We start from the raw sequence: 24220 nt of genomic DNA, 5'->3' as shown, positions 1-24220 counted from the left end.
ATCAGTCATTATCCTCTGTATGATGGTGTTCCAGCACCCGGTGCGGAATGTCGCCATGCGCCACCAGCTCCACGGGACAACAGCCCCCCTCTTCGCCATAGGCCATCTTGAACATTTCGCCGGTTATCAGCGGGGCGTTGTGGAAATGCAGGGTCCTGTTCACACAGGCCACGGATTTGACACTCTTGGCAATGGTGGAAATATCGTGACTGACCATGATGATGGTCATGTTGCGGTTCAGTTCCCTGAGCAAACCGAACAGGCTGACCCGGTTTTCCTGATCCACGCTGGCCGTGGGCTCGTCCAGCAGCAGCAGATCGGGATCGGAAACAATAGCACGGGCTATGAAGACCCGCTGCCGTTGCCCTCCGGAGAGTTCTGCTATGCAGCGCCCTGCCGAAGTCTCAAGCCCTACGCGTTCCAAGGCCCCGAGCGCCTTGCGCATCGCATCCCTTCCGGGTCGCAATCCGGCCACGCCCGCAAACCCGGAACGCACCACGCCCATGGAAACCACGTCCAGAACCGTGATGGGAAAGGAACCGGACACGTTGGTGTACTGGGGCATGTAGCCGATGCGGTCACCGCATTCGCCGGGAGAACACCCAAGCACGTGCACGGTTCCCTGCTGCGGGGAAATCAGCCCGAGCAACAATTTTATCAAGGTGGATTTGCCCCCGCCGTTGGGGCCGAGAACGGCCACAAAATCACCGCGCTCGATTTCGAGATTCACATGCTCGAGAACAGGCGTGCCGTTGTAGGCAAACGTCACGTCCTGCAAGGAAACAACATGGTCCGCCACCATGCCCTCCTGCTGTTAAAAGATGATCCAGACCAAGAAAGAATACAACACGCCGCCAACAATGCAAACCATGCCAATCATTAGCAGGAAACAACTATCCAGGCGACGATTATCATGAGAAGGCACAACCACGCAGCGAATCGATCAACTGGTCGGGCCAGCGGTCCGTGCGAGCGCACGAACAGGCCCAGCGGCAATCCCGTGACCAGTCCGGAGCAAAAGCCGAACAAATGCGCGCCCAGGTCGGTATTCTCTCCGCCCGAACCGAGCATGGCCAACAACCCCAACCCCGCGGCCATGGGCACGAAAAAGGAATGCATGCCCCGGAACAGCCATGCGCTCACATTCACGGGTCCGGCCCTCGCCACCGTGCCGGCAACAAAAGGGTGTACCGAGGCCAACAGCCCGGCCGTTCCGAAAACCGCCGTGGAAAAACCTATGGAATCATGCGGCGGTCCCAAAACAACGGCATTGATCATATTGCCCGCAACCCCACAGGCAAGACTTAAAAACAATGCCAGTCCCGGTCCCACCTGCCTGCCCAGAATGACCAGGAAAGTCCCTCCCACAACCGCATTGCCCAGCACGTGCGCGGCGTTACCGTGCAATGTCAGGGCCGTGACGGCACGCCACCACTCCCCGGCCAGCATGCGCTCGGCATGGGCGCTGCCAAGCGGCTCCCAGTGGCCCGGAAAAATCCCGACCACGGGAAAGGCCATGGTGGTGCACGCATGAAAAAGAATCATCAAACACATGAAACCCAACGGCAGGGAAACCGCCCCCGGAGCCCGTAACGGTTCTGCCGGAAGAACAACCGGATCGTCGCGGTTTTCACGAAGATACAAACCGATTTCCTCTGCGGCGCGTCGGGCAAACCACGCCGGAACAACAAGCTTGCGAACGCCATGCTCCCGATCCGTACGAATGCGGCAGGGGATGTTCCGGGCCAGCAGCACCAGCCGCCAATCCTGCAATGTCCGTTCGCCGGGATTCCCTGCATGCGGAAAGTCGTCGCCGTCTCGACCGGAAACCAAGGGGACAACGTTTGTCCATGCCGGATGCAGCAGGCGGCGCAAGAGGGTGGGACGGGGCGGTTCGATCCTCATGCCTTTTGATAAACCGTTATGCCCCGTTCGTGAAGTGTCACATGCAACAGCTTCACATGGCAGGGGAAAGGATGTATCTCCAGCCCATGAAACAGATCACTTCCTCCTGCACCGTGCTTGCGACGCTGCTCCTGATTGTCATGACGGTTCCGGCAACGGCTTCTCCCCTGAGCCGGAAGGACGCCCGGCAGCTCGAACGCATGGCCGGCCAGATGCTCATGATCGGATTCCGCGGGTATGACGTAAACGCAAACTCCCCGATCATGCTCGACATCAGGGAACGCCACCTCGGCGGCGTGATTCTTTTCGATTACGATGTGGCTCTGCACAAGCCCGAGCGCAACATCAAAAATCCGCAACAGGTGGCCCGGCTGACCCAGACACTCCGCGACGCGGCCGAGGTGCCGCTGCTGGTGGCCGTGGACCAGGAAGGAGGACGGGTCCAACGCCTCAAGGCCCGATACGGCTTTGCGCAGACACCTTCTGCTCAGGCCATCGGGGCCACTGGGGATACCCGGCAGGCACTGCTGGCCGGGGAAAAGATCGGAGCCATGCTGCGTGGCGCAGGGTTCAATCTGGACTTCGCCCCGGTGGTGGATGTGAACGAAAACCCGGCAAGCCCGGCCATCGGCGCCATCGGGCGCAGCTTCTCATACCGGCCGGACCGGGTGGCCGCATTTGCCGGCGAATTCATCAATGGACTGCACGCTCACGGCGTACTTTCCTGCATCAAACATTTCCCGGGGCACGGAAGCGCCGGCAGCGACAGCCATCTCGGAGTCACGGACGTAACCGACACATGGAAACCCGAAGAACTGACTCCCTACCGCACCCTCATCGCGCAAAACCGCGTGGACATGATCATGACCGCGCACATCTTCAACGCCAAACTGGACCCTGACCACCCGGCAACCCTTTCGCCCCGGGTCATCAACGGTCTTTTGCGCAAACAACTGGGGTGGCAGGGCGTGGTGGTCACCGACGACCTGAACATGAAGGCCATCAGCACACAATACGGTTTTCGCGAAACCATCCGGCTCGCAATCGCCGCGGGCGCAGACATGCTGCTTTTCGGCAACAACCTGAGTTACGATCCCCGGATTGCCGTCAGGGCAATGGCCGTCATCCGCTCTCTTGTGGAAGAAGGCGCCGTGTCCATGGAACGCATCCGCGAATCGTACGGCCGAATCATTAAACTCAAAAAAAATCTCATCAAATAAACAATATTCCAAGAACATACTATTTTTTTGTTACCCATGTAACCATACCCGCTTCCCCTGCGAACAAAGGGGCATAACCACCTTTTCAGGGGAATACATGAAAAAGAAACTCATTGTTGCGGGATTCCTGCCGCTGCTCATCATCATGGGAGCCTGCACACAATTCACGCCGCAACCACGAACCAACCCCGAGGGCAGCCTGCCTGCGGCCTATTCCTTGTATCCCGAGGAACCTGCCACCCCGGACCGTTGGTGGCAGAATTTCGACGACGACGAACTGAGCGGACTGGTGGAGACTGCGCTCACGGCAAACATGGACCTGCTTCAGGCATGGGCGCGACTCAAGCAGGCCAACGCCTCGGCAGTCAAAAGCGGTGCGGCCAAATACCCCAGCCTTGATGCATCCGGCGACTATTCGCACACGCGCACACGCCCGGAAAGCGGCGGCCCGGCATACAATACCGAGACCCATGAACTGGGGCTGGCCGCCAGCTACGAACTGGACCTGTGGGGCCGCATCAACGCCACCACCATGGCCGACACGCTGGAAGCCAACGCCACCCGGGAAGACATGGCCGCCACCGCCATGACCGTGGCTTCGGAGGTGGCCTCTCGCTGGCTGGAAATCAAGGCACAGCGTGAACTGGAAAAACTGGTACGCGCCCAGATCAAGACAAACGAGACCTATCTCGAACTGATAGAACTGCGTTTCGAAAATGCCCTGTCCACGGCGCTGGACGTCTATCAGCAGCGCGAGGCCGTGGCCAGCGCCAAGTCCAAACTCCCGCCCATACTCCTCAAGCAGCAAACCCTGCACAACCAGCTCAACCTGTTGCTGGGAAAACCAGCCGGGAGCACGATAGTCCTTGCCGAACGTCCCCTTCCGGACATGCCTGCCCCGCCTGCTTCGGGATTGCCGGCAGACCTTCTGGCAAAACGACCGGACGTGCGTGCGGCCGGACTGCGCCTGCACTCTGCGGACTGGAGCGTGGCTGCTGCGCGGGCGGACCGCCTGCCGTCATTGAGCCTGACCGGCAATGGCCAGTTCAACGGCGCACAGCTGGCCACCCTGTTCGACGGCTGGATGTACGCGCTGGCCGCATCCATCACCGGCCCCATATTCGACGGGGGCAGCCGCAGGGCCGAAGTGGAACGAACCCGCGCCGTGGCCGAGGAACACCTCTACGCCTACCGGGAAACCGTTCTCACGGCGGTCATGGAAGTGGAAAACGCCATGGCCGGGGAACAATGGCAACGCAAGTACGTTGCGGCCCTGCAGGCGGAACTGGATGCCGCGCGCAACAACTTCAAGGAAGCGCTGGCCCGTTACGTGGCCGGGCTCACGGAATATCTGGACGTGCTCAGCGCATTGACCAGCGTACAGAATCTTGAAATCTCGCTGGTCACCAATCGACTGGAATTGCTGCAATACCGCATAGGTCTGTACGAGGCCCTCGGCGGCGACTGGATGCATGCCCTCCCTCTTGCCGAAGACCAAAAAGACGAATCTCCGAATGAAGAACAAGGGTAAAACCATGACCAATAGGGAAGCACCCAAAAAGAAATACTCTGCTGTGCTCAAATTCCTGCTGCCCCTGCTTATTGTGGCGGCCGCAGTGGCCGGGGCATGCGCCATGATCGCCACTGCGCCCAAGCCCCAAAAGGCCAAGCCCAAACGTGTGCTGCCGCTGGTAACGACGGCACCGGCACAGCTGAAGGGGTATCAGGTCTGGCTGCCGATCATGGGTACCGTGACAGCTGCCAAGGAAGTCACCATCGGCTCGCAGGTGAGCGGCCGGGTGCAATCCGTAACCCCGCACTTCAAGCCCGGCGGTCATGTCAGCGAGGGCGAACTCCTGGTGCAGATCGAACGGGAGGAATACGAACTGGCCGTAAACGAGGCCAAGAGCACGGTGGCCGAAGCCCGGTACGACCTGCGCGTGGAAGAAGGCTATCAGAACGTGGCCAAAAAGGAGTGGGCTGTTCTGGGCACCAAGCCCGCCACCAGCAAGGAGGCGGAATTGGCCCTGCGCAAGCCGCACCTGCTCAAGGCGCAAGCCGCGCTGGCCGCAGCCGAGGCAACCCTGCGCGACGCGCGCCTGAACCTCGAACGCACGACCATCAAGGCTCCGTTCGCTGCCATCGTGCAGGAAAAGAATGTGGACGTAGGGTCCACCCTGTCCACCAACGACACCGTGGCCACCCTTGTGGGCACGGACGAATTCTGGGTCGAGGCCTCCATTGCTTCCGACCGTCTCGGCTGGGTAGCCATTCCCCGCCAGGGACACGAAAACGACGGATCACCGGTGCGCATCACAGTGAAAAGCGGCGGCCAGACGTATACCCGCACCGGGCGCGTAACCAGCCTGTTGCCGTCTCTTGAAACGGATAGCCGCATGGCCCGAGTACTCATTACCGTGAAAGATCCGCTGAACATGAAAGGGGAAAAGGATACACCGCCGCTATTGCTGGGCACCTATGTACGGGCAAGGATTCAAAGCAGGGAACTGGACGATGTGGTGGTCATTCCCCGCACAGCCTTGCACGACGACAGCTCAGTGTGGATTCTCGGCGAAGGCAACAAACTGGAAATCCGCAAGGTGGACCCGGTCTGGAAAGACGTTTCCAACGTTGTCGTCCGCAACCAGATAAAGCCCGGAGAATCCATCATCACCTCCGACCTTTCCGCACCGGTACACGGCATGACCGTACAGGTGGCCGCCGGAGGCCCGGATGAAGGATAACGGGAAAGGGCCCATCGCGTGGATGGCCGGCAACACCGTTGCGGCCAACCTGCTCATGGCCGTGCTCATGATAGGAGGACTGCTGTTCCTGCCGCAAATCAAGCAGGAAGTCATGCCCGACTTTGAGCTGGACTGGGTCATGGTCTCGGTTTCCTACGACGGCGCCAGCCCGGAAGAGGTGGAAAAAGGCATCATCCTGCCCATCGAGGACGCGGTGCGCGGACTGGACGGGGTCAACGAAGTTTCATCATCGGCTCGGGAACAGAGCGGCACCGTGACCGTGGAAGCGGTCAGCGGCTACGACCTCATGAAGCTCAAGGACGAAATACAGTCCGAAGTGGAGCGCATCACCAATTTTCCCGAGGACGCCGACGACCCTGAGGTGACGACCATATCCCGAAGTCACGAAGTGCTCCAGATCATGGTGCACGGCAACGTGCCGGAAACGACCCTGCGCACCCTTGCCGAGCAGGTTCGCGACGACATGACCCTGAGCCCCCACATCACCAAGACCGAACTGTCACTGGTGCCTGATTACGAGATATCCATCGAGATCCCGCAGGACAAGCTGCGCGCGTACGGCCTCACCCTGCAGGACGTGGCCAACAAGATTGAAGCCGCGTCCGTGGAACTGCCCGGAGGCAGCATCAAGGCCTCGGGCGGCGAAATACTGGTACGCATGAAGGAACGCAGGGATTACGGCAGCCAGTTTGCGGCCACTCCGCTGCTGACAACGTCCACAGGATCACAGGTGCTTGTGGGCGACATCGCCACGGTCATCGACGCATTCGAGGATGAAGACATCATCACCACCTACGATGGCGAACCCGCCATCAAGGTGGAGGTCTACCGGGTCGGTGACCAGACGCCCATCGAGGTTTCCGACGCGGGCAAGGAATACCTCGCGCAACTGCGAAACCAGCTTCCGGAAGGCGTGTCCGTGGAAATCCTCAACGACCATTCGGACATGTTCAGAAGCCGCATGGAACTGCTGCTGAACAACGCCTACCTCGGCCTGGGGCTGGTGTTCATCCTGCTCGGCCTGTTCCTTGAACCGCGTCTGGCATTTTGGGTGGGGCTGGGCATTCCCATATCCTTTTGCGGGGCATTCCTGTTCATGCCCGCCACGAACGTGAGCATCAACATGCTCAGCATGTTCGGCTTCCTGATCTCGCTCGGCATCGTGGTGGACGACGCCATCGTGGTAGGCGAAAACGTCTACTCCAACATGCAGAAAGGCATGAACGCGAAGCAGGCGGCCATTACCGGGGCGCGTGAAGTGGCCGTACCCGTGATCTTTTCCGTGCTGACCAACATCGTGACCTTCATGCCCCTGTTCTTCATCCCCGGAGTCATGGGCAAATTCATGGTCAATATTCCGGCCGTGGTCTGCGTGGTTTTCGCCATTTCACTGATCGAGAGCCTGTTCGTGCTGCCCGCCCACCTTTCCCATGTACACGGCAAGGGCAGCCCGCTGCTGCAACCCATCGTCAGGATACAACGCCATGTGGACCGATGGCTGCAGGGCTTCATCAACAGGGTATACAGGCCGTTGCTGGCCAAATCCCTGAACGCCCGGTACATGCTGCTGGCCTCGGCCGTGGCCGTTCTGCTGCTGACCGGGGCCTACATTGCCAGCGGTCGCATCGGCCTGACCTTCATGGAGCGCACGGAGTCGGACTACGCATACTGCCTTGCGGTGCTGCCCTACGGATCGTCCGTTGAGGCCAGCAAAAAAGTTCGGGACCAGCTCCTGAAATCCGGAGAGGCAGTGGGTGCGGCCAACGGCCAGGACACCCTCTGCAAGGGATATTATGCCCAGATAGGCGGCAACGCAGACAACTCGTCCGGCTCCCACGTTGTGGAGGCATTCTTTTATCTCACGGATGCGGAACAGCGGCCCATGTCCACATTCGATTTCGTACAGGCATGGAAAAGAAAAACCGGTAGAATTCCGGGGCTGGACACCATCACATTCAAGAGCGACAAGGGCGGCCCTGGTTCGGGAAAATCCTTCACCGTGGAGCTTCGCCACAAGGATGTGGATACGCTCAAACTCGCCGCTGCAGAATTGGCCGAAAAGCTGGGCACTTATCCCAATGCCAGTGAGATCGACGACGGTTTCCTGCCGGGCAAGCGGCAACTCGACTTCACGATACGCCCGGAGGCCAAAAGTCTCGGCCTGAGCGCCGAATCCGTGGCCCGGCAGGTGCGCGCCGCATATTACGGCACACAGGCCACCAGCTTCCAGCGCGGCCGCAACGAGGTTTCGGTCATGGTGCGTCTGCCCAAAAGCGAACGCATGACCGAACAAAGTCTGGACGACTTCGTACTGCTTACGGACGAGGGCAAGGAAGTGCTGCTGCGCGACGCCGTGGACATGGCTGAAGGACGTTCCTACACCTCCATCGACCGACGCGACGGCCAACGCATCATCGAGGTTACAGCGGACATCCGGCCTGAAAGCCAGACCGACCGCATACGTGCTGATGTGGTGGCCAACGTGCTGCCGGGTCTCATGGCCAAGTATCCGGGCCTGAGCTATGGCTTTGAAGGCAAGCAGGCCGACATATCCGAAGGCATCTCCTCACTCTTCACCGGTCTGCTCATGGCCATGCTCGGCATTTTCGCCCTTCTGGCCATTCCGTTGCGCAGCTATTTCCAGCCAATGGTAATCATGACCGCCATCCCCTTCGGCATGGTGGGCGCCGTGGCCGGGCACCTGATCATGGGCTACTCGCTTTCACTCATGAGCCTGTTCGGCATCGTGGCCCTCACCGGAGTGGTGGTCAACGACTCGCTGGTATTCCTCGATCGCATCAACGGACTGCGGGCAACCGGACAGGAAGTGCACGATGCAATCATTGAGGCCGGCACGCAACGATTCCGTCCCATCGTGCTGACAACGTTGACAACGTTCTTCGGCATCATGCCCATCATCTTCGAAACCTCTCGACAGGCCAAATTCATCATTCCCATGGCCCTGTCCCTGGGATTCGGCATCGTCTTTGCCACGACAATAACCCTGGGCATCGTGCCCTGCCTGTACATGATCCTGCACGATGCGCAGACATTGCTGCAGCGCGGCAAGGACCGGCCGCCGGAAAGCAGGCAGCATCATACTGCCGGCGGACACAAGGCATAAAAAAACACGGAATCCGGCAACCGGATTCCGTGTTTCTCTTTTTTCACCGATGCGTCAAATCGTCTACAGCATGTCCTGCTGAATGCCGGCCTCTTCGGTCAGCCGCACGATATCACGCAAAATTTTCAAAGTTTCCCGGGCTTCCTGCGGGTCCAGCTTGCGCAAGGCAAAACCGGCATGGACAATAATCCAGTCGCCGACATCAACCTGCTCGTCCAGAAGCATCAGCGAAGTCTGGATGGTGGCATCCCCTTCGCCAACCCGGCCGGTGGCCATATCGTCTTCGATTTCCAAAATCTCAATTGGCACTGCGAGGCACATAAATCTTCTCCCCTGAAGGATTATCCGTCGTGCGCTTTTTCCAGGACCCGCCAACGGCTTCGATTTCCTTGAGCATTATACCGACAACCTCCGGCAGGCGTTCTTCCAGTTCAGGAGAAAGCGCCGTGGACATGGTCTGGTAATCCCGGGGCTCAACCCCGATGAGCACCACCTTGTCCGCAGCCGGACATTGCCCGATCAGCTTACAGTTTGCAAGCACGTCAAGCAAGTCCGTCTGGTGCATGGAATTCTTGAAGGCAAGACATTTGCTGAGGTCGTCACCCATGAGACGATGAATATCACCGGGCTGGCCGTCGTTGAGCACGATGTCAACGATGACCAACGCGTCACATTCCATGATCGGCCCCATGAGCTTGGTGCCAAGTGTGCCGCCGTCCATAACCGTGACGTGCGGGGGGAACTCGTAATTCTGCTCCAGATCCTCCACAACGCGGACACCGAAGCCTTCGTCCGTGTAGAGCACGTTGCCAACGCCGAGAACGAGTATGCGTGTTTCTGTGTTTTCCATTGATTTCAATTAAAAGACGGGAACCCGGAGGTCAACCCCGGATTCCCGCCAGTGTTGGTTGTGTTTCCCGTCAATTACAGGATCTTGAACTTCTGGACATTACCGGTCTTGTTGTCGATGACATGCACGCCGCAGGCGATGCAGGGGTCATAGGAGTGAACGGTACGAAGGATTTCGACCGGACGCTCGGGATCGAAGATCGGAGTGTTGTCCATGAGGGCTTCTTCCACAGGGCTGGCCAGGTCGTTGTCGCAACGGGGGCCGAGGTTCCATGTGGAGGGGACGACCAACTGGAAGTTGTCGATCTTGCCGCCCTTGATATCGAGCCAGTGAGACAGGGCACCGCGCGGAGCGTTGACAAAACCCACGCCCATGGCGCTTTCGGGCATGTCCCAATCCTTGCAGATGTCGACTTTGCCCTTGGCCACGTTTTCCTTGAGGTCTTCAACCCACTCGGCAGTCTTGAGTGCGATGATCAGGCACTCGATGCCGCGTGCGCCGGTACGACCCAGCGTGGAGAACAGAGCGTCGGGGCCGACTTCCAGCTTGTCCAGCACGAAGTTGACGTACTTGACGAACTCGGGCTGACCGAGACCGAAGTTGACCAGACAGTGAGCCAGCGGTCCCACTTCGATGCTGCGACCGTCGTAACGCGGAGCCTTCATCCAGCTGTAGCGCTCGTTGTCGTCCAAGCTTGTGTACTGGGGTTCGGTGACACCTTTGTACGGATGCTTGGGATCGCCCGGCTTGTACCAGCTGTGCTTGACGTGCTCTTCGATCTTTTCGGGATCAAAGGCTTTCACATTGCCGATCTTGCGATCGTAAATGACGCCAGGCTTGATGTAGCGGGAGTTGAGATCGGCTTCGCCGCCCTGTGCGGGGAACTCGCCGAAGCTCAGGAAGTTGGTGGTTCCGCCGATGGCGGCCCAATCCTTGTAGAAACCGGCAACAGCGATCAGATCCGGGATGTAGTAATCCAGGATGAAGTCCTTGACCTCTTCGTACAGGCCCAGGAAGTCGTTGATGTACTTGTCGGTGAGGCCTTCGTAGCAGGTCACGCCGCCCATGACGGTGAACTGGGTGTGCGGGTTCTTTGCGCCGTACACGGCCATCATGCGCGCTGCCTTGACCTGCAGGTGCAGAGCCTTCAGGTAGTGGCAGGTGGCGATCAGGTCCACTTCCGCAGGAAGCTTGTAGGCGTCGTGTCCGCCGGGCTTCAGGAAGTAGGCGTTGGTGAAGATGCCCAGACGACCGGAATCCACAATACCCTGAACGGTATCCTTGGTCTTCTGGAGGTCTTCCTTGCTGGAGAAGGTCTTGGGGGTGCGAACGGTTCCGGCAACAGCCTTGGCCAGTTCGGCAGCCTTGCTCACGTCGGCGTTCAGGGCATTGGCGACGTTGACCCAGTCCAGGGCATGCAGATGATAGAAATGCACGATGTGGTCGTGCATGAACTGAGCGGCCATGACCAAGTTGCGGATGATGGTGGCGTTGTGAGGCAGAACCTTGTCAACACCGACAGCATTGTCAACGGCGCGGGTGGATGCCAGTGCGTGCACGTAGGTGCAGACACCGCAGGAGCGCTGGGTGAAATGCTGAGCATCGCGCGGATCGCGACCTTTCAGAATGATTTCAAGTCCACGGAAAAGCTGAGAACTGCTTTTCACGTCAATAATCTTGCCGTCTTCGACGATGGCTTCAACGCGAAGATGGCCCTCAATGCGGGTAACCGGGTCGACAACAACCCGTTCGCCCTTGCCCTCGGCCCATGTCCAGGCGGGAGCGGCTTTAGGAGTGCAACCAGCCATATCGTTTCCTCCTTGCTTCGTCTAACTCGTCTACTTTGTTAACGAAACGCTGAACTGTCCTAGATTTCGGTCAAATCGGCATACATGTAATTGATGCCTTCCCAGTTCTCTCCGTCCCAGAATCCGGGCTCGGAGCAACCGATGCAGGGGTGACCCGCCTGAACCGGCCAGTTGATCTGGTTGAACTTGACAGTGGGGCAGTTGTTGTAGGTTTCGGGACCGCGGCAGCCGAGCTTGCGCAGGCACCAGCCCTTCCTGGCTTCTTCAGAGCCAAAGGAGGGAGCAAACTGGTCGTTGTCGAAGAATTCCTGACGCGGGCAATTGTCGTGCACGCTCTCGCCGTAGAATGCGACCGGGCGCAGGACTTCGTCCAGCTCGGGCAGACCCTTGGTAAGATAATGAACGATGGTGCCGACCAGGTTGAACGGGTTCGGCGGACAGCCGGGCACGTTCACGATGGGAGCGCCGGGAACCACTTCGCTGACGCCCTTGGCCTGGGTCGGGTTCGGAGCGGCAGCCTGAACGCCGCCGTAGGTGGCACACGTACCATAACAGATGGTAGCCTGCGCGCCCTTGACCACTTTCACGGTGGTGTCCAGCATTGTGTGGCCGGAAACCTTGCCGTGAGCGCCGGGCTCGTTGTTCACGCCGGCAACGGCGGTGGGCACTGCGCCTTCCACCACTGCGACGTAACCCTTGGGATCCTTCATGGTGTCAACCAGGGCCTTTTCGGCCATTTCACCGGCTGCGGCCATGATGGTCTCATGGTAGTTAAGGGAAATCACATCGAGGATCAGAGCATCGATGTACGGCTCAACTGTACGCAAAATGGACTCGGAACATCCGGTACACTCCGCATTGTGAAGCCAAATGACATTAGGCCGATTGTCTGAGGTCAGAGCCTGAGCCACTTTCGGAGCGAAAGCAGGGCCCATGCCCATGACAGCGGCAACGGTTCCGCAGAACTTCATGAAATCACGGCGAGAAACACCCCGCTTCTCCAACCGTTCCACAGCACCGTCTCTGCCATGACCTACGGAAATTTTCATAGAACACCTCCGTAAAAAGTATGAGTCTCTTATGGCGTAAATACGCCGTTTATCCACTCATAAGATACCGGGCAATTGCCCGAACGCACCAGCCACCCATGTGACACGAATAATATTATCGTGTCATTATTCACATATCAATCTTTCAAAAGTGTCATAACCTCTCGGAAAGATTAATTAACCACTCACTACCCGCCTTTACAAACAAAATCAATAGCAGGTGTCAAAAAAGTTTCAAAGGTGACAAGCCCATGCGACAGCAGACGTCACTTCGTCACTTTTTTCGCAATGCCACCCAGCTGCTGGCGCGCCCTGTCGGAACAAGCCAGCCTTCCCAAACAAATAGCTTTTGGTTATTACTACATACATGAAAACACCCATCAGGAAAAGCCCGGAAAACAAAAAAACACGTTTCGTTCTCGAAAGAGGGGCTCTGTCGCCCCTGCCGCTCCAGATGGACCTGCCCGCAGGGCTGGTTCAGATAGCCGATATCCTGCCCGCACTGTTTGACATCGCGGACATCGCCTTTGGAAGAACGGTCATGGAATACGAGGCAAAAGGACTCACGCTTGCCTGCGGCCCCGGGTGCGGTCACTGCTGCAAACAACTCGTTCCGGTCAGCGACCATGAAGCACTGCATCTGACGCGCGTGGTGCGCAGCCTGAAAGGCGCCCTGCGGCAGCAGGTCATGGCCGGGTTCGAATCGGGACTGGACAAGCTCCGCTCGGCAGGGCTGTTGGAATACATGATGGATTTCTTCCGCACCCGCGTCCACGACACGCCCGGCTATAGGGAAATGCAGAGAAAATACTGGGAACTGGACATTTCCTGCCCGTTTCTGGTGGACGATTCATGCTCCATCCATCCGCAGCGCCCCATTACATGCCGCCAGTACTCGGTGACAGGATCACCGAAGAACTGTCGCAACGTCTTCACTCCCGGCGTCGAGGTCGCCGAAATCCACCAGCCCGTGGACCTTGGCGGCGCACTGGCCGGTTTCACGGGGGCGGGCGCCAGAAAGAGCCGGGTGGTGCCGATCATCCTTTCGTTGGCCATGGAAGAGGAGCTGAAAGATACTGAACTGCCGGAGCTTCCGGCAGAAAACATGATGGGACGTTTTCTGGACTATGCGTCCATGTGCTATTGCAGCAAGGAATAAAAAAAGAGGGGAAGGCCGCAAATCCTTCCCCGCTCCTCGTATGAAATGCCACTCCCTACGTCACCTCGTGGATGCGGCAATCGTGCTTATTTGTCAAAAAGGTCCGCTGTTTCTAGCCAAACAGCCCCATCATGTCAATAAGGATCAGCGTTTTTATCGCAAAGGAGCATACTATGAGTGTAATTCTGGAACTTTCCATATTCCCCATGGACAAGGGCGAGAGCGTCAGTCCGCATGTGGCCAGAGCCGTAAAAATCATCCGCGAATCCGGATTGGCCCACGAATTCGGCCCCATGGGCACCTGCATCGAAGGCACGTGGGACGACGTTTCAGCCGTGGCCGGGAGCTGCCTCGCCGCAATGCAGGAATCCAGCGAACGCGTATACATGTCCATGAAGGCCGACTGGCGCAAAGGCCGCGCAAACGGTTTGACGGCCAAGGTTCAAAGCGTAAAGGACAAAATCGGATAATTCGTGTATGCAATGACCAGAATCATTGCCACGCCTGTACTGCAAACAGCACGGAGACACGCATGCCCCTGCTCGGACAACAGCCCACAATGCCTCTGAAGCGGGTTTCGCAAGGCAACTTCCTTTCCCGCACCATGCTCAAGCACAACGTGGTCTTCCATCAGGGATCACGGGGCGACGCTGCCTACATTCTCATACGCGGCAAAATCGAAATATCCGGCACCGTGGACGAACGCAAAAAGGTCTTCGCCATCATCAACCCCATTTCCATTTTCGGTGAAATGGCGCTTTTTCTGGACGACCAGACCAGAACCGCTACAGCCACGGCCCTTGAGGACTCCGAAGTCATCGTGGTTACCCGCGACGATCTTGACGACTACATGCGCACCGCACCGCAGGTCATCTCGTCCATCCTCACGGTGCTGGTCAGCCGTCTGAAGACCACGACCAAAAAAGCCATGCGCGTCCCCAGCGTACCCATGGGCATCGTGCGCACGCTGGACCTGTTCGCTGCCAACGGATGCATGGACCTCGAGCACGGCCACGCGGTGCGCACGCTCATGGAAACGCTGGTGGCCCCGAGGGAAAAAGTGGAAGGCTACATCGCCAACATGGCATCGCAGGGTTTTTTGTCCCTGGCAAAAAACGACAAGGGCAAGCTCATGATCCACATCAACCACGTGGACCTGCTCAATCAGGTCATCAAAAAAAGCACCAGGCAGGACTAACCCACGGCCACCAGCTCCAAATCGCCCCACGCGGCCACAGATTGACCGCACTGGGCAAACACGCCTTCCAACCCGGCCGGGACCAGTTCCTGCGCACGGTCCAGAACACGCTGCACATCGTCACCGTCCCGTAGCAGATTGCACAGGGCCGTTGCCGCGGCATCGGCAAAGGCAGCGTCTTTGGAAAGCACGGTCACCAGATCCCCGCATCCGAGGCTCAGGGAATGCCCGATCCTGCCGGACGACGAACACACGGCCAGCGGGAACCTGTCCGGAGCAATGCGGATGCCCACGCGGGAGCCGCCCTTCGGGTCGGGCAGCAGGGCCACCACCCGCTCGCGGGATGAATGCAAAAAAACATCGCCGCCGTTTTCCACCACCACGTCCCCGCGCCCTTTGTGCAGGGCTTCGGCCACCATCTGGGCCACGGTCCCGGCCACCGCGGCCATGGGACCGACACCGCACAGCTCCCCGGCCCGCGCCATGCGGCGCACGACCTCGGGGCCAGAATCGGAAACGGAAACCGGCACAAGACTCTCGCCGAAACCGGGATGCAGCAGCATGTGGTTCTTGATCTGGCCGCGCAGTTCGCGCACCACGTCCACGGCCTCGCGGCTCAGGTCTGCCGGAGCCAACACGAAAAGGTCGGATTCCTCCACAACGACCTGAAAACTCACCTCACCGGCGGCAGGTCGGACCGTCTCCCGGTACGTGCGGCCGACCGCATCATGCGCCATGATTAAAAGCCCATGTCCTCGTTGACCAGAATCACGTGAATGCGCCCCTTGGGAAAGGACTTCTCGGTCACGGTCCACACGTTGCAGATGCGGTCCGGGCTGCTACAGTCGTGACACACGCCGGTCTTGCTGCACGGCGTCTTCTTGTTCAGGCGCATGGCGTTGACCGGGGCCACGTAATCCTTGATGCGATCAATGGCCTGTTCTAGGCCGGGCACGATCTTGTTGCGCCCCACAATGATGACCACATTGCGCGGCCCGAAATTGATGGCGCCGACCCGGTTCCCGATCATATCCAGGTTCACCAGCCAGCCGTCCTCGGTCACGGCGTTGGTTCCGGTGATGAACAAATCGCACAGCAAGGCCTGCCGCCTGCGTTCCACCATGGCGTCCGGGGCAAGGCTCTTGTCGTAGGTATCGATGACCTCGAAATCCGGATTGTCCTTGAGCGCCTCATACACGCCCGAACCGACCACGGTCAGGGAACCGCCCCAGGAAACGGATTTCGGAGCCACGGAGGGCACTATCTCCTCCAGCACCACACGGCGCGCTCCTGCCCCGTCCTTGACGACGGAAGTCGTAAAATTGTTGTCTTCCAGAGCCTGGGCAACATCTTGCAGGCGCAATTCCCAGTAATGTGCAACGGCATCGCTCATGACAAACTCCCCGGCGAAAAAAAAACGCCGAATTAATAATGATCGTTTGGCTGGCGGGCGCCACTTCCGGCATACGGGCATGGGCCGCTCGCGGTCAGGGCAAAAAAACTCCCGTTTTTTCACTCGCATTTCATCAAAAGTTCATATATCAGAATCCCCCGTCGGCGAAAAGCCGACAACAGGCGGCAATCGCGAAAAGCATCGGGCTGGCCCTTGACGGACACCGTACTTCCCGCTATATGCTTCCGTTCGACGTTGCCAACAACGACAATTCTACTCTCAGGAGATCAGATATGAAAAGAACATATCAGCCCAGCAAGACTCGCAGGAAAAGGACCCACGGCTTTCTGGTGCGTTCCCGCACCAAAAACGGCAGGAAGGTGATTGCCCGCCGTCGCGCCAAAGGACGCAAGAGATTAGCCGTCTAAGCTGGCCAAAGGAACGCCGACTGCTTCGTCGGCCCCAGTTTACGGCTTGCTTTGAGCGTGGCGTCAAGCATCATTGCAGGTATTTCATAGTCTTTGCCCTGCGCAGGGACACCACCGAGCCCGGCATCCGGCTGGGCTTGGTGGTTAGCCGTAAGGTGGGCCCGGCAGTTGTGCGCAATCGCGTTAAACGGGTAGTGCGCGAGTTTTTCAGACTGCATCAACATGAAATCGACCTGCCGCTGGACCTCGTCATAGTGCCCAAACGCAGGCTTGATCCCGGGCAGCTGGATATCACCCTCGCAGAAGAGGAGTTCGCCCCACTGCTTTTCCGTGTTCGGGAAGCAGCCTGCAAGAACTCCAATGAGAGGAAATGATGCGCTTCATTTGTATGGCGCTCATTCGCTTTTACCAGTATTGCATCTCTCCATTGAAACCCGGTTGCTGCCGGTTCACTCCCTCGTGCTCTGAATATGCCCTGGAGGCATTCTCCACTCACGGTGCCCTCAAGGGTTTCGTGCTGACGTTCTTGCGCCTTGTCCGCTGCCAGCCTTTATGCAAGGGGGGCTATGACCCCGTCCCCTCCATCTGGCCATGCCCCAAACCCAAAAGTGAGACAAACTGATGGACAACAAACGCCTTATTCTTGCCGTTTCCCTGAGCATGCTCGTGGTCTTCGCGTGGCAGTTCTTCTTTGCCCCGCCGCCGCCCGCGCAACAGCCCGAGCAGGCCAATCAGACCGCGAAAACGCACAAGGCAGCCTCCATGTCCGAGGCGGCTCCGGCAACACCTGCACCCAGCCCGCAGGATTTCAAGCCCACCGAAGGCCGCAAGGTCACGGTGGAAACCCCGCTGTATACCGCAATTTTCAACACTGACGGCGGCATCCTCGAATCCTTTGTGCTCAAGAAATACAAACAGACCATTGACGCCGATTCCCCGGATGTGGACCTTGTCGGTGCCAAGGCCGTTGCCAAGGGCCCCATGGGCGTTATCCTGACCCGAAAGGGACAGGAACTGCACACCTGGCTCGGCGGCAAATGGGCTTTTTCCGGCACGGACCTGAATCTCGAGGAAGGCAAGCAGGCGCTGGTGTTCACCGGCCAGGCCGGAGACTACCGCCTTGAGCGCCGCCTGACCTTTGACGCCAAGACCTACCTCATCGAGGAAGACCTGACCGTCACCAACATGAGCGCCACCGGATTCGAAGCTTCGGTATCCTTTACCGCTGCCGCCCAGTCCATGACGGCCAAGGACGACCGTTACAACCCGACCCGCATTTCCTGGCTCAACGACTCGGGCCGCGACGAGGAAACGGACCGCGATGACCTCAAGGAACAGGGCGTGACCGCCGGAAACTTGCTCAAGTGGACCGCCATCCAGTCCAACTACTTCCTTTTCTCCATTATTCCGGATGGACAAAATGCCATCATGTACTCCGGCGTGCAGGACGACATTTTCCGCATGGCCGTGGAAGAGCCCGCCACCCTGCTGCCCAACGTGGCCAAGACCATGAAGGCATCCTACTATGTCGGCCCCTGCGACCGCGGCATGCTGGCGACCATGCCCAACGAGCTGGAACGCACCGTGGACTTCGGCTGGTTCGACGTACTGGCCAAACCGCTGCTCGTGGTGCTCGACTACCTGTACCAGTACGTGCACAACTACGGCATCGCCATCATCATCCTGACCATCATGATCAAGATCGTGTTCTGGCCGCTTTCCCAGAAAAGTTACGAATCCATGGAACGCATGAAAAAGCTGCAGCCCATGATCACCAAACTCAGGGATAAGTACGGAGACGACAAGCAGCGCCTGCAGCAGGAAACCATGGCGCTGTACAAGACCTACAAGGTCAACCCTGCTGGCGGCTGCATGCCCATGCTGCTCCAGATTCCGGTCTTCTTCGGCCTGTACAAGGCCCTGCTCGGCGCCATCGAACTGCGGCACGCACCGTTCATCGAATTCGTGCCCTTCACCAAGATCGTATGGCTGGCAGACCTTTCCGCCAAAGACCCCTACTATGTCACGCCCCTGATCATGGGTGCGACCATGTTCCTGCAACAACTCATGACCCCCACGGCCGGTGACCCGACCCAGAAGAAGATCATGATGTTCATGCCCCTGGTGTTCACATTCATCTTCCTGAACTTCCCGTCCGGATTGGTGGTTTACTGGCTGCTCAACAACCTGCTGTCCATCGGCCAGCAGTGGCTCATGATCGCGAAGAACAAGAAAAAAGAGGCCCAAAACAACGCTGCGTAACCAAGAGGCAGGCCCCCTCGAAAGGATCAAGGAATCACATATGAGTGAATTCAAGGATTTCCAGGGAAAAACCCTGGATGAAGCCATCGAAACCGCTTGCGAGCACTTTGCTCTGAAGCGCGACAAACTGGAAATAGAAATCGTCAAAGGCGGTTCCACGGGCATATTCGGTCTCATGGGTGTGAAAAAGGCCGAGATCAAGGCCCGCCCCCGTGTGACCATGGATGCAGGAGACCTGCTCAACGGCAACCGCAAGAAGGCTGCCGCCAAAAAGGACGCTCCCAGGCAGGAAGAAAAGCCCGCCAAAGCACCGCGCAAGGACGAGGGCAAAGACGAACGCAAGGACGAGCCCAAAAAGGAAAAGAAAAAGGCCGCGCCCAAGCGTGAGCAAAAGCCCAGAGCACCGAAGCCGGAACCCAAGGCCGAGCCTGCGCGCGAACAAGCCGCACCGCAGGCCGAGGCTCCGGCCCCGGAACGCGCGCCTCAACCGGCTCCGGAGCCCAAAGAGGTGGTGGACGAGTTCGCGGACATGGACAAGGCCGAATTGGAAGCCATTGTCCGTGAAGTGACCGGCAAGCTGCTCTTCCCCATCGTGGGCGAGACCAAGCTGGACGTCACCTTTGATCCGGACCGCATCAAGGTCTTCATCGACGACGAGGAAAACAGTGGGCTGATCATCGGCCGCGAAGGCCAGACCCTGTCTTCCCTGCAATATCTGACCAACCGCCTTGTGTCGCGCCGCATGGAAACCTCCGTGCGCATCCAGATCGACACCGGCGAATACCGCGAGCGTCAGGACGAGAAGCTCAGGCAGATCGCCCAGCACCTCGCGGACAAGGCGAGCCGCAACGGCCGCACCCAGAGCACCAAGCCCCTGAGCTCCTATCACCGCCGGGTCGTGCATCTGGCCCTGCAGGACAGCGACGGCGTCTTTACCCGCTCCAAGGGCGACGGTCCCATGAAGCGCGTGCTCATCGTACCCAAGCGTAAAAACAACCGCCGCAACCAGCGGAACTAGTTGTTTTATCCGATTGCGCCGGCGGTTTCCGTGGGGGAAGCCGCCGGCCCCCCCTATTCCCGCGTGCTGACGCGGACATCACGAGGCGACCCATGACCCATGCCGCGCACAGAAAAGACACCATCGCAGCAGTGGCAACGCCCTCCGGGCAAGGCGGCGTGGGCATCATCCGCCTGAGCGGCGCGGCTTCCCACGCCATTGCCAAGCGCCTTTTTCACGCATCTTCCGACAAATTTTCCGATTTCAAGCCCTACACTCTGCACCACGGCCAACTCAAGGACGCCGACGGCAATGTGCTGGACGACGTGCTCACGGCTTACATGCCCGGCCCGGACTCTTTTACCGGCGAAGACGTGGTGGAGTTCAACTGCCACGGCGGGCAGGCCATCCTCGCTTCGGTGCTGGAGGAATGCCTGAACGCGGGCGCGCGCCTCGCCCAAAAGGGCGAATTCACCCTGCGCGCTTTCTTGAACGGCCGCATGGACCTGACACAGGCCGAAGCCGTGGCGGAAATGATTCATGCGCCCACCCGCGCGGCAGCGCACATGGCGCAAATCAAACACTCCGGCCTGCTGGGGGCGACCATCGCCGAACTGCGCACCCAGCTGGAAGGCCTGCGCAGCCAGCTCTGCATTGCCGTGGATTTCCCGGAGGAGGAGCTGGAATGCCTCTCCCCGGAACAACTGGTCACGCAAAGTTCGCAGGTCCGCGCACGCATGAATGAACTGCTGGCGGCCGTGGAGCGCACCAAGGCCTGGCGCGAAGGCGCGCTGGTGGTGCTGGCGGGCATGGTCAACGCAGGCAAGTCCAGCCTCATGAACGCCCTGCTGGGCCGTGACCGGGCCATTGTCACGGACGTGCCCGGAACCACGCGGGACTACATCGAGGAAACGCTGGACCTGGACGGGTTGCGCGTGCGCCTTGCAGACACCGCAGGCATGCGCGAAAGCGACGACACCGTGGAGCTGGCAGGTATGACCATCAGCCGCGAACTCATGGAACAGGCCGACCTCGTGCTCTTTGTGGTGGACAACTCCGCCACCATTGCGGACGAAAACGTTGACGCCTGCCTGACGCTGGACCCGGGCAAGACCATCGCGGTCATGAACAAGGTCGACTGCATCGCGGCAGAGCCGCAGCCGTGGAAGATTTTCAAACGCTACATGTTCGAGCTGGTCAAGGTTTCGGCCAAGACCGGCAAGAATCTGGACAAGCTCACCGCAACCATGCGCGCCCGATTGCTGGCCGGTCAGGAACAGCCCGACCCGGACGAACTGGTTCCCAATGCACGGCAGGCCGCAGCTTTGAAACAAGCCTGCACCGAGCTGGAAGCCATGGAAACGGACGCAACCGGGGGCGTGCCGTACGACCTTTTGGGCGTGCGGCTGGAAACCGCCTGCAGCAAACTGGATGCCATCACCGGAACCATCAGCTCGGACGAAGTGCTCAACGCCATCTTCGACGACTTCTGCATCGGGAAATAGTCATGGAAGACCTCAGAAACGTCATTGATCTCAAGCATGTCACCTGCGGTCTCGTGCCCGCCATCGTCACGGAGCTGGAAAAACGGACCGAAGACGAAGTGTGCGTATTCGTGCGTCAGGGCATCCGCGACGAGTTGTGGAACAGCTTCGGCTCGGGCGGTGAATGGGAGATCGAGATGAAGGACGGCATGTTCCACGACGAAATCGTTTTCCGCCGCGTCAGGTCCACCCAGCTGGACCCCCTCAACCTCATGGATTTCTAGCTGCCGTGCCGGCCTTCGGCACATCCGCCCCGCCATTGCCGGTCCCTTGCCGGAGCCCAAAAACCTGTTTGCCTTCTGCGGCGCACAGGCATAAATATTTCCCTTTGCACCCTGTATGGCAATTCCCGATACACAAGGAGCCGTCATGAGAAAAGACGTGACACGGGAGCAACCCGTGATCAACGACATACTGGACCGGGCCGAGGTGCTCTGGCTGGCCTTTCACGACGAGGAAGGCCCCTGCTCCATGCCCGTGAACTTCGCGCGCAATGAAGACGCCATATACATCCACTCCGGCCGCCGGGGACGCAAATTCCGCGCCCTGAGCACAGGCCTGCCCGTGGGCTTTTCCTGCGTGGTGGACATGGAGCCGAAGACCGGCCCCGGGGCCTGCGATTTCAGCTACCGCTTCAAAAGCGTCATGGGCACGGCGACCCCGGCCCTGCTGCCCGAAGACAAGACAATCCAAGGGCTGGACGCCATCACCCTGAAGCACGCGGGCGAACAACTGCCCTACAAGGACAAGGTCGTGCCCAAGACCGCGGTCTTCGCCCTGCGCATCACCGATGCCACGGCCCGCGTCAAGCAATAGGCAAACCGCTCCCCTTCACTTCAACCCAACGCTAAAACATCATGACATCGAACACCACGGCATCAGACGATTTCAAGCTGCGCTCATTCGCCAGCGACAACAATTCCGGCGCGCACCCGGCCATCATGCAGGCCGTGGTCGAGGCCAACCACGGCTACATGCGCGCCTACGGCGAGGACCCCATCAGCGAACAGGCCGACGCCAAGCTCAAGGAGCACTTCGGTCAGGACGCGCGCATCCATTACGTGACCACGGGAACCGCCGCCAACGTGCTGGGTCTGCGCGCCGTGACCCGCACCTACAATTCCGTGATCTGCTCGTCCATGGCCCACATCCACATGGACGAATGCGGCGCGCCCGAGGCCTTTGGCGGCACCAAGCTGGTGACCATCCCGTCCGAGGACGGCAAGCTCACGCCGGGCATGATCGCCCCGTATCTGGGCCATGTGGGATTCGTGCACGCCAGCCAGCCCAAGGTCATCTCCATCACCCAGACCACGGAAGAAGGCACGCTCTACACCCCGGACGAAATCGAGAAGCTGGTGCACTTTGCCAAGGACCACGACCTGCTGGTGCACATGGACGGCGCACGGCTGGCCAATGCCTGCGCTGCGCTGGATTGCTCGTTCTTCGACCTGACCACCGCGCTGGGCGTGGACCTGCTCTCGTTCGGCGGCACCAAAAACGGCCTGCTCATGGGCGAGGCCGTGGTCTTCCTGAACCCGGAGATCGGCGAGGGCTTCCAATACCTGCGCAAGCAGGGCATGCAGCTCGTGAGCAAGATGCGCTTTGTGGGCGCGCAGATGCTGCGCTACCTGCAGGACGACCTGTGGCTGCAAAACGCCCGCCACGCCAACGACATGGCCAAACGGCTGGCGCACAAGGCCGGGGAGCTGGAGCACGTGACCATCAAGGGCGAGGTGCAGAGCAACGGCGTATTCGCCCAGATCCCGCCCGAGGCCACGGAAATTCTGCTGGAAAAATACTATTTCTACGTCTGGGACGAACACTCCCACACCCTGCGCTGGATGACCTCGTGGGCCACCACCGAGGCGGAAGTGGACGAATTCGTGGCGGACATCAAAAAAGCCGTGGAGCAGGTCAAATGATCATCGAACGGGTATGCGTGTTCTGCGGCTCCAATCCGGGCAATTCCCCGGAATATGCCGAAGCCGCCCGGCAACTGGGAACCACCCTTGCCGAGCGCGGGCTGGGCGTCGTGTACGGCGGCTCCAGCGTGGGCCTCATGGGCCGGGTGGCGGACGCCGCCCTTGCCGCGGGCGGCGAGGTCGTCGGCGTGATTCCCGAAAAACTGCGCGCCAAGGAAATCTTCCACAAGGGACTGACCAAACTGCACGTTGTGGACTCCATGCACGAACGCAAGGCGCTCATGGCCAAACTCTCGGACGCGTTCATCGCCCTGCCCGGCGGCATCGGCACCTTCGAGGAATTCTTCGAGGTGCTGACATGGAACCAGCTGGGCTACCACGCCAAGCCCTGCGGCCTGCTCAACGTGAACGGCTACTACGAACAACTGACCGCGTTTCTGGACAACGTGGTGCAGCAGGGCTTTCTGGTGCAGGAACACCGCAACATGGTGCTGGCCTCGCACAGCCCGGCCGAACTGCTTGACCAATTCCTCACCTACACTCCGCCGCAGGTAGAGAAGTGGATCGAAAAAAAGAAAGGGTTGTAGCAGGTA

Annotated in this window: 25 protein-coding genes; 17 read left to right on the top strand and 8 right to left on the bottom strand. The window is 59.3% G+C overall.

The window, feature by feature from the left end; genetic code table 11:
* Position 1: 1 nt before the first annotated feature.
* A complete protein-coding gene (locus tag F8A88_RS07390; RefSeq protein ID WP_170283782.1) occupies positions 2-802 on the bottom strand; it encodes a metal ABC transporter ATP-binding protein in 801 nt (266 codons plus the stop codon).
* Between the two features lie 77 nt (positions 803-879).
* Positions 880-1905 carry a rhomboid family intramembrane serine protease gene (locus F8A88_RS07385; RefSeq protein ID WP_151150490.1) on the bottom strand — a complete coding sequence of 342 codons (1026 nt, stop codon included), beginning with the start codon at positions 1903-1905 and terminating at the stop codon, positions 880-882.
* Positions 1906-1991: 86 nt separating this feature from the next.
* On the opposite strand from F8A88_RS07385, the gene nagZ reads away from it, so the two are divergent.
* The 4 genes from nagZ to F8A88_RS07365 all read left to right on the top strand — a co-directional run bounded on the left by nagZ (position 1992) and on the right by F8A88_RS07365 (position 9014).
* On the top strand, positions 1992-3125 hold the full coding sequence (gene nagZ, locus F8A88_RS07380; protein WP_170283781.1) for a beta-N-acetylhexosaminidase: 1134 nt from the start codon (positions 1992-1994) through the stop codon (positions 3123-3125).
* 97 nt (positions 3126-3222) lie between these two features.
* Entirely contained in the window at positions 3223-4656 is a 1434-nt protein-coding gene (locus F8A88_RS07375) for an efflux transporter outer membrane subunit (protein ID WP_151150489.1), read from the top strand.
* A gap of 4 nt (positions 4657-4660) precedes the next feature.
* Positions 4661-5869, top strand: a complete 1209-nt coding sequence (locus tag F8A88_RS07370; protein ID WP_161598356.1) for an efflux RND transporter periplasmic adaptor subunit — start codon at positions 4661-4663, stop codon at positions 5867-5869.
* Entirely contained in the window at positions 5859-9014 is a 3156-nt protein-coding gene (locus tag F8A88_RS07365) for an efflux RND transporter permease subunit (protein ID WP_151150487.1), read from the top strand. The genes F8A88_RS07370 and F8A88_RS07365 overlap by 11 nt, the downstream gene beginning before the upstream one ends.
* A 63-nt stretch (positions 9015-9077) precedes the next feature.
* Here F8A88_RS07365 and F8A88_RS07360 read toward each other — a convergent pair whose 3' ends face one another.
* From F8A88_RS07360 to F8A88_RS07345, 4 genes are all read right to left on the bottom strand, one after another.
* Positions 9078-9335 carry a HypC/HybG/HupF family hydrogenase formation chaperone gene (locus F8A88_RS07360; protein WP_151150486.1) on the bottom strand — a complete coding sequence of 86 codons (258 nt, stop codon included), beginning with the start codon at positions 9333-9335 and terminating at the stop codon, positions 9078-9080.
* Complete coding sequence (locus F8A88_RS07355; protein WP_151150485.1) at positions 9313-9864, bottom strand: HyaD/HybD family hydrogenase maturation endopeptidase; 552 nt, start codon at positions 9862-9864, stop codon at positions 9313-9315. Before F8A88_RS07355 ends, F8A88_RS07360 begins: the two co-directional genes overlap by 23 nt.
* Before the next feature lie 74 nt (positions 9865-9938).
* Entirely contained in the window at positions 9939-11672 is a 1734-nt protein-coding gene (locus F8A88_RS07350; protein ID WP_151150484.1) for a nickel-dependent hydrogenase large subunit, read from the bottom strand.
* Between the two features lie 59 nt (positions 11673-11731).
* Positions 11732-12721: a hydrogenase small subunit gene (locus F8A88_RS07345; protein ID WP_151150483.1), complete on the bottom strand. Its 990-nt coding sequence runs from the start codon at positions 12719-12721 to the stop codon at positions 11732-11734.
* Positions 12722-13088: 367 nt separating this feature from the next.
* Between F8A88_RS07345 and F8A88_RS07340 the strand changes: the two genes are divergently transcribed.
* The 3 genes from F8A88_RS07340 (at position 13089) to F8A88_RS07330 (ending at position 15078) form a co-directional block, all read left to right on the top strand.
* Positions 13089-13880, top strand: a complete 792-nt coding sequence (locus tag F8A88_RS07340) for a YkgJ family cysteine cluster protein (RefSeq protein WP_151150482.1) — start codon at positions 13089-13091, stop codon at positions 13878-13880.
* 173 nt (positions 13881-14053) lie between these two features.
* Positions 14054-14350, top strand: coding sequence for an MTH1187 family thiamine-binding protein (locus F8A88_RS07335; protein ID WP_151150481.1), 297 nt, complete (start codon positions 14054-14056; stop codon positions 14348-14350).
* Positions 14351-14412: 62 nt separating this feature from the next.
* Complete coding sequence (locus F8A88_RS07330) at positions 14413-15078, top strand: cyclic nucleotide-binding domain-containing protein (protein WP_151150480.1); 666 nt, start codon at positions 14413-14415, stop codon at positions 15076-15078.
* Here F8A88_RS07330 and F8A88_RS07325 read toward each other — a convergent pair.
* Both F8A88_RS07325 and F8A88_RS07320 read right to left on the bottom strand, forming a co-directional pair.
* The gene (locus F8A88_RS07325; protein ID WP_151150479.1) at positions 15075-15815 is read right to left on the bottom strand and encodes a UPF0280 family protein; all 741 of its coding nucleotides are present in this window, start codon (positions 15813-15815) and stop codon (positions 15075-15077) included. The two genes, F8A88_RS07330 and F8A88_RS07325, sit on opposite strands and share 4 nt — an antisense overlap.
* A gap of 2 nt (positions 15816-15817) precedes the next feature.
* Positions 15818-16471 carry a lactate utilization protein gene (locus F8A88_RS07320; RefSeq protein ID WP_151150478.1) on the bottom strand — a complete coding sequence of 218 codons (654 nt, stop codon included), beginning with the start codon at positions 16469-16471 and terminating at the stop codon, positions 15818-15820.
* Between the two features lie 293 nt (positions 16472-16764).
* Between F8A88_RS07320 and rpmH the strand changes: the two genes are divergently transcribed.
* The 10 genes from rpmH (at position 16765) to F8A88_RS07270 (ending at position 24214) form a co-directional block, all read left to right on the top strand.
* Complete coding sequence (rpmH, locus tag F8A88_RS07315; protein WP_151150477.1) at positions 16765-16899, top strand: 50S ribosomal protein L34; 135 nt, start codon at positions 16765-16767, stop codon at positions 16897-16899.
* The gene (rnpA, locus tag F8A88_RS07310) at positions 16887-17273 is read left to right on the top strand and encodes a ribonuclease P protein component (protein WP_151150476.1); all 387 of its coding nucleotides are present in this window, start codon (positions 16887-16889) and stop codon (positions 17271-17273) included. The genes rpmH and rnpA overlap by 13 nt, the downstream gene beginning before the upstream one ends.
* On the top strand, positions 17270-17521 hold the full coding sequence (yidD, locus tag F8A88_RS07305; protein ID WP_421958094.1) for a membrane protein insertion efficiency factor YidD: 252 nt from the start codon (positions 17270-17272) through the stop codon (positions 17519-17521). Before rnpA ends, yidD begins: the two co-directional genes overlap by 4 nt.
* On the top strand, positions 17521-19161 hold the full coding sequence (yidC, locus tag F8A88_RS07300; protein WP_151150475.1) for a membrane protein insertase YidC: 1641 nt from the start codon (positions 17521-17523) through the stop codon (positions 19159-19161). Before yidD ends, yidC begins: the two co-directional genes overlap by 1 nt.
* 40 nt (positions 19162-19201) lie before the next feature.
* Positions 19202-20179 carry an RNA-binding cell elongation regulator Jag/EloR gene (gene jag / locus F8A88_RS07295; RefSeq protein WP_151150474.1) on the top strand — a complete coding sequence of 326 codons (978 nt, stop codon included), beginning with the start codon at positions 19202-19204 and terminating at the stop codon, positions 20177-20179.
* A 92-nt stretch (positions 20180-20271) separates the two neighbouring features.
* Positions 20272-21663 carry a tRNA uridine-5-carboxymethylaminomethyl(34) synthesis GTPase MnmE gene (mnmE, locus tag F8A88_RS07290; RefSeq protein ID WP_151150473.1) on the top strand — a complete coding sequence of 464 codons (1392 nt, stop codon included), beginning with the start codon at positions 20272-20274 and terminating at the stop codon, positions 21661-21663.
* 2 nt (positions 21664-21665) lie between these two features.
* Positions 21666-21926, top strand: a complete 261-nt coding sequence (locus F8A88_RS07285; protein ID WP_151150472.1) for a hypothetical protein — start codon at positions 21666-21668, stop codon at positions 21924-21926.
* Positions 21927-22071: 145 nt separating this feature from the next.
* Complete coding sequence (locus F8A88_RS07280; protein ID WP_151150471.1) at positions 22072-22518, top strand: pyridoxamine 5'-phosphate oxidase family protein; 447 nt, start codon at positions 22072-22074, stop codon at positions 22516-22518.
* A gap of 41 nt (positions 22519-22559) precedes the next feature.
* Positions 22560-23627: a threonine aldolase family protein gene (locus tag F8A88_RS07275; RefSeq protein ID WP_151150470.1), complete on the top strand. Its 1068-nt coding sequence runs from the start codon at positions 22560-22562 to the stop codon at positions 23625-23627.
* A gap of 2 nt (positions 23628-23629) precedes the next feature.
* The gene (locus F8A88_RS07270; RefSeq protein WP_151150672.1) at positions 23630-24214 is read left to right on the top strand and encodes an LOG family protein; all 585 of its coding nucleotides are present in this window, start codon (positions 23630-23632) and stop codon (positions 24212-24214) included.
* Positions 24215-24220: the final 6 nt, after the last annotated feature.

It is taken from the genome of Pseudodesulfovibrio senegalensis, assembly GCF_008830225.1.
Taxonomy (GTDB): domain Bacteria; phylum Desulfobacterota; class Desulfovibrionia; order Desulfovibrionales; family Desulfovibrionaceae; genus Pseudodesulfovibrio; species Pseudodesulfovibrio senegalensis.
This window is presented reverse-complemented; position numbering and strand designations above follow the sequence as displayed.

Coding starts and splice junctions, on each gene's coding strand:
- F8A88_RS07375 (WP_151150489.1), top strand. CDS start 3,223: ATGAAAAAGAAACTCATTGTTGCGGGATTCCTGCCGCTGCTCATCATC.
- F8A88_RS07280 (WP_151150471.1), top strand. CDS start 22,072: ATGAGAAAAGACGTGACACGGGAGCAACCCGTGATCAACGACATACTG.
- F8A88_RS07350 (WP_151150484.1), bottom strand. CDS start 11,672: ATGGCTGGTTGCACTCCTAAAGCCGCTCCCGCCTGGACATGGGCCGAG.
- F8A88_RS07365 (WP_151150487.1), top strand. CDS start 5,859: ATGAAGGATAACGGGAAAGGGCCCATCGCGTGGATGGCCGGCAACACC.
- yidD (WP_421958094.1), top strand. CDS start 17,270: ATGATGCGCTTCATTTGTATGGCGCTCATTCGCTTTTACCAGTATTGC.
- F8A88_RS07335 (WP_151150481.1), top strand. CDS start 14,054: ATGAGTGTAATTCTGGAACTTTCCATATTCCCCATGGACAAGGGCGAG.
- F8A88_RS07370 (WP_161598356.1), top strand. CDS start 4,661: ATGACCAATAGGGAAGCACCCAAAAAGAAATACTCTGCTGTGCTCAAA.
- F8A88_RS07355 (WP_151150485.1), bottom strand. CDS start 9,864: ATGGAAAACACAGAAACACGCATACTCGTTCTCGGCGTTGGCAACGTG.
- F8A88_RS07330 (WP_151150480.1), top strand. CDS start 14,413: ATGCCCCTGCTCGGACAACAGCCCACAATGCCTCTGAAGCGGGTTTCG.
- nagZ (WP_170283781.1), top strand. CDS start 1,992: ATGAAACAGATCACTTCCTCCTGCACCGTGCTTGCGACGCTGCTCCTG.
- mnmE (WP_151150473.1), top strand. CDS start 20,272: ATGACCCATGCCGCGCACAGAAAAGACACCATCGCAGCAGTGGCAACG.
- F8A88_RS07320 (WP_151150478.1), bottom strand. CDS start 16,471: ATGAGCGATGCCGTTGCACATTACTGGGAATTGCGCCTGCAAGATGTT.
- rpmH (WP_151150477.1), top strand. CDS start 16,765: ATGAAAAGAACATATCAGCCCAGCAAGACTCGCAGGAAAAGGACCCAC.
- F8A88_RS07325 (WP_151150479.1), bottom strand. CDS start 15,815: ATGGCGCATGATGCGGTCGGCCGCACGTACCGGGAGACGGTCCGACCT.
- jag (WP_151150474.1), top strand. CDS start 19,202: ATGAGTGAATTCAAGGATTTCCAGGGAAAAACCCTGGATGAAGCCATC.
- yidC (WP_151150475.1), top strand. CDS start 17,521: ATGGACAACAAACGCCTTATTCTTGCCGTTTCCCTGAGCATGCTCGTG.
- F8A88_RS07360 (WP_151150486.1), bottom strand. CDS start 9,335: ATGTGCCTCGCAGTGCCAATTGAGATTTTGGAAATCGAAGACGATATG.
- F8A88_RS07345 (WP_151150483.1), bottom strand. CDS start 12,721: ATGAAAATTTCCGTAGGTCATGGCAGAGACGGTGCTGTGGAACGGTTG.
- F8A88_RS07390 (WP_170283782.1), bottom strand. CDS start 802: ATGGTGGCGGACCATGTTGTTTCCTTGCAGGACGTGACGTTTGCCTAC.
- F8A88_RS07275 (WP_151150470.1), top strand. CDS start 22,560: ATGACATCGAACACCACGGCATCAGACGATTTCAAGCTGCGCTCATTC.
- F8A88_RS07340 (WP_151150482.1), top strand. CDS start 13,089: ATGAAAACACCCATCAGGAAAAGCCCGGAAAACAAAAAAACACGTTTC.
- F8A88_RS07285 (WP_151150472.1), top strand. CDS start 21,666: ATGGAAGACCTCAGAAACGTCATTGATCTCAAGCATGTCACCTGCGGT.
- F8A88_RS07385 (WP_151150490.1), bottom strand. CDS start 1,905: ATGAGGATCGAACCGCCCCGTCCCACCCTCTTGCGCCGCCTGCTGCAT.